Raw genomic sequence first — 5,610 nt, 5'->3', positions numbered from 1 at the left:
TGTCTTCCAGCTTCTGCTGCTCTTCCTGGCGCTTGCGCATCTCGAAGTCGTACAGGCGCGAGCGCAGGCGCTGCCATGCCACGTCGCGGTTGCTGTGCTGGCTGCGGCCATCCTGGCACTGAACGACGATGCCGGTTGGAATGTGCGTCAAACGCACGGCCGAATCGGTCTTGTTGATGTGCTGGCCGCCGGGCGCCGCTGGCGCGGAAGGTGTCGGTGCGCACATCGGCCGGGTTGATGTCGATCTGGATCGAGTCGTCGATCTCCGGATAGACGAACAGGCTGGCGAAGCTGGTGTGGCGCCCGCCGGACGAGTCGAACGGGCTCTTGCGCACCAGCCGGTGCACGCCCGTCTCGGTGCGCAGCAGGCCATAGGCGTATTCGCCCTCAATCTTGATCGTGGCGCTTTTGATGCCGGCCACGTCGCCCGGGGTTTCGTCCTCCACCGTGGTCTTGAAGCCCTTGCGCTCGGCGTACTTGAGGTACTGGCGCAGCAGCATGCCCGCCCAGTCGCAGGCCTCGGTGCCGCCGGCGCCGGCCTGGATGTCCACGAAGCAGTTGAGCGGATCGGCCTCGTTGCTGAACATGCGGCGGAACTCGAGCATCTCGATCTCGGGCTTGAGCTTGGCGGTCTCGGCCTCGATGGTCATCAGGCCGTCGTCGTCGCCTTCTTCCTTGCTCATGTCGAAGAGCTCGGTGTTGTCGGCCAGCTCGCGCGTGAGCCGCTCCAGCGTGAGCACCACGCCGTCCAGGCTCTTCTTTTCCTTGCCCAGCTCCTGGGCCTTCTTGGGGTCGTTCCAGACCGTGGGGTCTTCCAGCGAGGCGTTTACCGTGCGCAGGCGTTCGAATTTGGCATCGAAGTCAAAGATACCTCCGTAACTCTTGCGTGCGCACGGTCAGGTCGGAGAGGGTGTTGCCGATGAGGTTGATGCGTTCTGCGTCCATGGTGCGTGTCCTGAGTGTTCGGTGGAATAACCGGCGATTTTCTCACGCGATGCGCCGCACGCCCCCAATGCCCTTCCACGGGGCGCAGGGCGCAGCCGGCCGGCCCCGTTGCCGGGGCGCAAAACCGGCCGATATTTCAAAAATGATAGCAAGAAGCCCTAGTGGAATATGCGCTGGCGGCCTGTTTTATTCAGGAGTGCTCAGGAACGACTCGATCAGCGCCGCCACCGCGCCGGGCTGGTCGTGGTGCAGCATGTGCCCGGCGTCCTGGACCACGGCGGTGCGGCAATCGCGCACGTGGCGCAGGCGGGCGTGGTATTCGGGCAGGTCGTAGCGGTCCTTCCACCACAGGCCCATGCTGTCGTCGCTGGCCTCCACCGCGAGGGTGGGCGCGGTGATGCCGTCGTACAGGGCCAGCGCTTCCTCCACGCGGTAGATCTGCGAACTGGTGATCTTGTGCGCCGCATCGCCCAGGATGCGCCAGCGGCCCTGCGCGTCGGGCGCGGCCCACTGGCGGGCCAGCCAGGCGGCCTTGTCGGCGGACAGGCGCGGATTGGTCTTGATGAGGCGCTGGGCCACGCCGTCGGCGCTGTCGTAGGCCTTGAGCGATTTCTCGCCGCGCTCCAGCGCCCGGATCTCGTCCATCCACTGCGCGTAGCGACGGGGGGCCTGGTCGGGCGTGGTGGCCGGCAGGCCGAAGCCTTCCAGGTTCACCAGCCGGCGGATGCGCGCGGGCCGCACGCCGGCATAGGCCATGCACACGTTGCCGCCCATGCTGTGGCCCACCAGATCGACCGGCTGGCCGGGCGCGTAGTGGTCCAGCAGGTGATCCAGGTCGGCCAGGTAGTCGGCGAACACGTAGTGATCGCAGGGCGCGGGCAGGCGGCTCAGGCCGAAGCCCCGCCAGTCGGGGGCAATGACCATGCGGCCGCCGAAGAACGCCTGCGACAGCGCGTCCACCACGAACTGGTAGGACGCGCCCACGTCCATCCAGCCGTGCATCAGCACCAGAGGGGGCCGAGAAGGGGAAGACGGGGAAGCGGAGGCGGGCGACGGCTCGCCGTTCCAGCGGCGAACGTGGTACTGCAGGGTGCGGACGGGGACGAATTCGCTCTGGGAGGCGCGGGCGGGCTGGTACATCGGGCGATTATTCGCGCAGGGCGCGGCGGCGTCAGTCAAGGCTGGGACAAGCGGGCGGCCCGCTCGTTCGGGGCCCTGCTGCGGGCCTTCGGGCATGCGGCGCGCTCGCTGCGGGAACAGGGAAAATCCATTATTCTGCCCAGCCCATCCGCAGCTTGTAGGTCTTCTCTCCATGCAAAAAATCCCATTGGGCGCCAGCGCGCTCCAGGTTACGCCCATCTGCCTGGGCACCATGACGTTCGGCGAACAGGTGGACGAAGCCACGGCCCATGCCATTCTCGACCGCTCGCTGGAGCGGGGCGTGAACTTCATCGACACCGCCGAGATGTACGCCGTGCCGGCGCGCGCCGAGACCTACGGCGCCACCGAGACCATCATCGGCCGCTGGTTCGCCAGCCGCCCCGGCGCCCGCGAAAAGACGGTGCTGGCCACGAAGGTGGCGGGCCCCTCGCGCGGCATGCCCTGGGTGCGCGAAGGCAAGGGAATGACCCCGGCCGACATCGTGGCCTCTTGCGACGCCAGCCTGCGCCGCCTGCAGACCGACGTGATCGACCTCTACCAGATCCACTGGCCCGAGCGCCACGTGCCCGCGTTCGGCACGGTGTACTACGACCCCGCCAAGGAAACCTCGGCCACCCCCATCCACGACCAGCTGCAGGCGCTGGCCGGGCTGGTGCAGGCCGGCAAGGTGCGCGCCATCGGCCTGTCCAACGAAACGCCTTACGGCGTGCACGAGTTCGTGCGGCTGGCCGAGCAGCACGGCCTGCCGCGCGTGGCCACGGTGCAGAACCCGTACTGCCTCATCAACCGCACCTGGGAAAACGGCATGGACGAGTCCTGCCACCGCCTGGGCGTGTCGCTGCTGGCGTATTCGCCCCTGGGCTTCGGGCTGCTGACGGGCAAGTACGACGCCAGCGGCACGACCGGCGCCGGTGCGCCGAAGGGCGCGCGCATCGCCAGCTACGAATCGGTGCGCAAGCAGCGCTGGGGCCGCCCCGAGGCGCTGGAGGCCTCGCGCCGCTACAACGCGCTGGCGCGCGAGCACGGCCTCACGCCCACGCAGATGGCGCTGGCGTTCTGCTACACCAAGTGGCAGGTGGCCAGCACCATCATCGGCGTGACCTCGCTGGCCCAGCTGGACGAAGACCTCGATGCCTGGGGCACGGTGCTCTCGCCCGAGCTGCTCGCGGCCATCGACGCGGTCCGCTGGGAACTGCGAGACCCGGCACTGTGAGCAAGAAGGCCGCCAAGGCCGCCCATGTGAGCGAAACCCCGGCCACCCAGTGGCTGCGGCGCCAGGGCGTGGCCTTCACCGAGCACCCCTACGACTACGTGGAGCACGGCGGCACCGCGCACAGCGCGGCCAGCCTGGGGCTGGACGAGCACGTCGTCGTCAAGACGCTGGTGATGCAGGACCAGGATGCAAAACCCCTCATCGTGCTCATGCACGGCGACCGCAAGGTGTCCACCAAGAACCTGGCCCGCCAGATCGGCGCCAAGTCGGTCGAGCCCTGCCAGCCCGAGGTGGCCAACCGCCACAGCGGGTATCTGGTGGGCGGCACCTCGCCGTTCGGCACGCGGCGCGACATGCCGGTGTACATCGAGGAAAGCATCCTCGCGCTGCCGCGCATCGCCATCAACGGCGGCCGCCGGGGCTTTCTGGTGCAGATCGATCCGCAGGTGTGCGTGCAGCAGCTCGGTGCCAAACCGGTGCAGTGCGCGCTGGCAGAATAGGCCGCCCCGCCGAACCGGGGCCGCGCCTTCGGGGCGCCGGCCACCGGCCCCCCGTGGCGCCCGCCACCGGCCTCTCGTGACGCCCGCATCCTGAAGGAATTCCTACCTTGACCACCGTCTATTGCCTCCTGGCCACCGTGGCCGCCTACCTGCTGGGCTCCCTGTCGTTCGCCGTCATCGTGAGCCGCACCATGGGCCTGAACGATCCCCGCACCTATGGCAGCAAGAACCCCGGCGCCACCAACGTGCTGCGCTCCGGCTCCAAGGCCGCGGCCGTGATCACGCTGCTGCTCGATGCGGTCAAGGGCTGGCTGCCCGTGGTGCTGGTGCAGGCCTTCGGCAAGCCCCATGGCCTGGAGGACGGCACGGTGGCGCTGGTGGGCCTGGCGGCATTCCTCGGGCATCTGTGGCCCGTGTTCTTCCGCTTCGAGGGCGGCAAGGGCGTGGCCACGGCGCTGGGCGTGCTGGTCGGCATCAGCCCATGGCTGGGGCTGGCCACGCTGCTGACCTGGGTCATCATCGCGTTCTTCTTTCGATACTCTTCGGGCGCGTCGCTCGCGGCGGCCGTGTTCGCGCCGCTGTACTACGTGATGTTCGGCGGCGTGCTCTGGTACACCGAGGCGACCATCGGCGTGGCCATCGCCGCCATGTCGGCGCTGCTGGTGTGGCGGCACCGCGAAAACATCCGCCGCCTCATGGCCGGCACCGAATCCCGGCTGGGCCAGAAGAAGAAAAAGCCCTGAATCGAAGGGAACGGAGCCAGGCGGGGGGGAGCCGCCCGGTCAGGGCCGGCCGGCCGTGCTCACCAACCCCATCAGCCCGCTGCTGTGCTGGGCCGCGTAGTGGCCCAGGCGCACCAGCGTGCGGTGGTTGATCTCCACCTTCACCGCGGGTCGGGCCAGCGCCGACTGGATGCGTGGCCGGCCGCTGGCCGTCTGGTGCAGCCGGGGCTGGGCCAGGTGCTCACCGTCGCGGTCGAGCAGGCTGGCCACCAGGGGGGCGTTGACCTTCTCGCTGCGGCGCAGCACCAGCGCGGTCTCGCCGTTGTCCAGCCGCACGAAGGTGCCGGGCGGGCACAGCCCGACGGCGCGCACCAGCGCATAGGTGACTTCGTCGCGCCGGTCCACGTCCTGGCCCACGATGGCGCGCACCGAGTCCGTGGCGCTGCGGCCCGCACGCGACTTGCGCGGGCTGATCATCGCGGCGTAGCGGTCGATCGTTCCCAGGATGCGGCTGAGCCGGTCCTCGGCGGGCATGCCCGCCAGCGGCTGCGTCTCGGCCAACGGCGCATGGTGCTGGCCCACGACGTCCAGCCACAGCGGGTCCTTCACGTCCAGCTGTTCCAGCAGGGTCATGCTGCGCAGCGGGTGCGCCTCGATGGCCTCCTGCTGCGCGGGGCTGGGCCGCTCGCGCTGGCTGGCCAGCTCGTCCTGCAGCGCGGTCATGCCGATGTTCATGGTGATCGCGGCCCGCACCAGGCTGTCGCGCTCCAGGGAGGGCAGCTGCAGCTCGTGCGCGAGGATGTGGCACAGCGTGCCGCACACCAGGGCGTGCGAGGTGCTGTAGCCCACCGTGGAGGTGGAGGCCAGCTGGAACATCAGGTACAGCGCCGCGTCGATGTCGTGCGCCACCAGTTCCTGCAGCCACCGGTCGCACTGGCGCACCTTGGCGGGAAAGTCGTGCACCTGCAGGGGCCGCGAGAGGATCACCGCCAGGGCGGATTCCAGGTCCGACCACAGTCCGAGCAGGTCTTCGTATTCGCTGTCGGACGGCTCGCCGGCGCTGGGGGGG

The 5,610-nt window shown here is 69.1% G+C and carries 5 protein-coding genes and 1 pseudogene; 3 read left to right on the top strand and 3 right to left on the bottom strand.

Features of this window, described 5'->3' with window-relative positions; translation table 11 throughout:
* Positions 1–945: pseudogene (gene prfB, locus AC27KI_RS17760) on the bottom strand (peptide chain release factor 2); the annotation flags it as partial.
* Between the two features lie 186 nt (positions 946–1,131).
* Positions 1,132–2,085 (bottom strand): alpha/beta fold hydrolase, encoded by a 954-nt coding sequence (locus AC27KI_RS17755; RefSeq protein ID WP_487115021.1) that lies wholly within the window; start codon positions 2,083–2,085, stop codon positions 1,132–1,134.
* Between the two features lie 172 nt (positions 2,086–2,257).
* Here AC27KI_RS17755 and AC27KI_RS17750 point away from each other — a divergent pair, with 172 nt between their 5' ends.
* The 3 genes from AC27KI_RS17750 (at position 2,258) to plsY (ending at position 4,562) form a co-directional block, all read left to right on the top strand.
* Positions 2,258–3,319, top strand: a complete 1,062-nt coding sequence (locus AC27KI_RS17750) for an aldo/keto reductase (RefSeq protein ID WP_284398709.1) — start codon at positions 2,258–2,260, stop codon at positions 3,317–3,319.
* Positions 3,316–3,819 (top strand): aminoacyl-tRNA deacylase, encoded by a 504-nt coding sequence (locus AC27KI_RS17745; protein WP_284412002.1) that lies wholly within the window; start codon positions 3,316–3,318, stop codon positions 3,817–3,819. Before AC27KI_RS17750 ends, AC27KI_RS17745 begins: the two co-directional genes overlap by 4 nt.
* 107 nt (positions 3,820–3,926) lie before the next feature.
* Positions 3,927–4,562, top strand: coding sequence for a glycerol-3-phosphate 1-O-acyltransferase PlsY (plsY, locus tag AC27KI_RS17740; protein ID WP_317358455.1), 636 nt, complete (start codon positions 3,927–3,929; stop codon positions 4,560–4,562).
* Positions 4,563–4,601: 39 nt separating this feature from the next.
* Here plsY and AC27KI_RS17735 read toward each other — a convergent pair.
* Positions 4,602–5,610, bottom strand: a 1,009-nt coding sequence (locus tag AC27KI_RS17735; RefSeq protein ID WP_487115018.1) for an HD-GYP domain-containing protein, incomplete at its 5' end; no start/stop codon positions are given.

The sequence above is a fragment of the Acidovorax sp. KPB24-03 genome, from assembly GCF_057546605.1.
The sequence above is the reverse complement of the archived record's forward strand: the minus strand, read 5'-3'. Positions and strand labels throughout refer to the sequence as shown.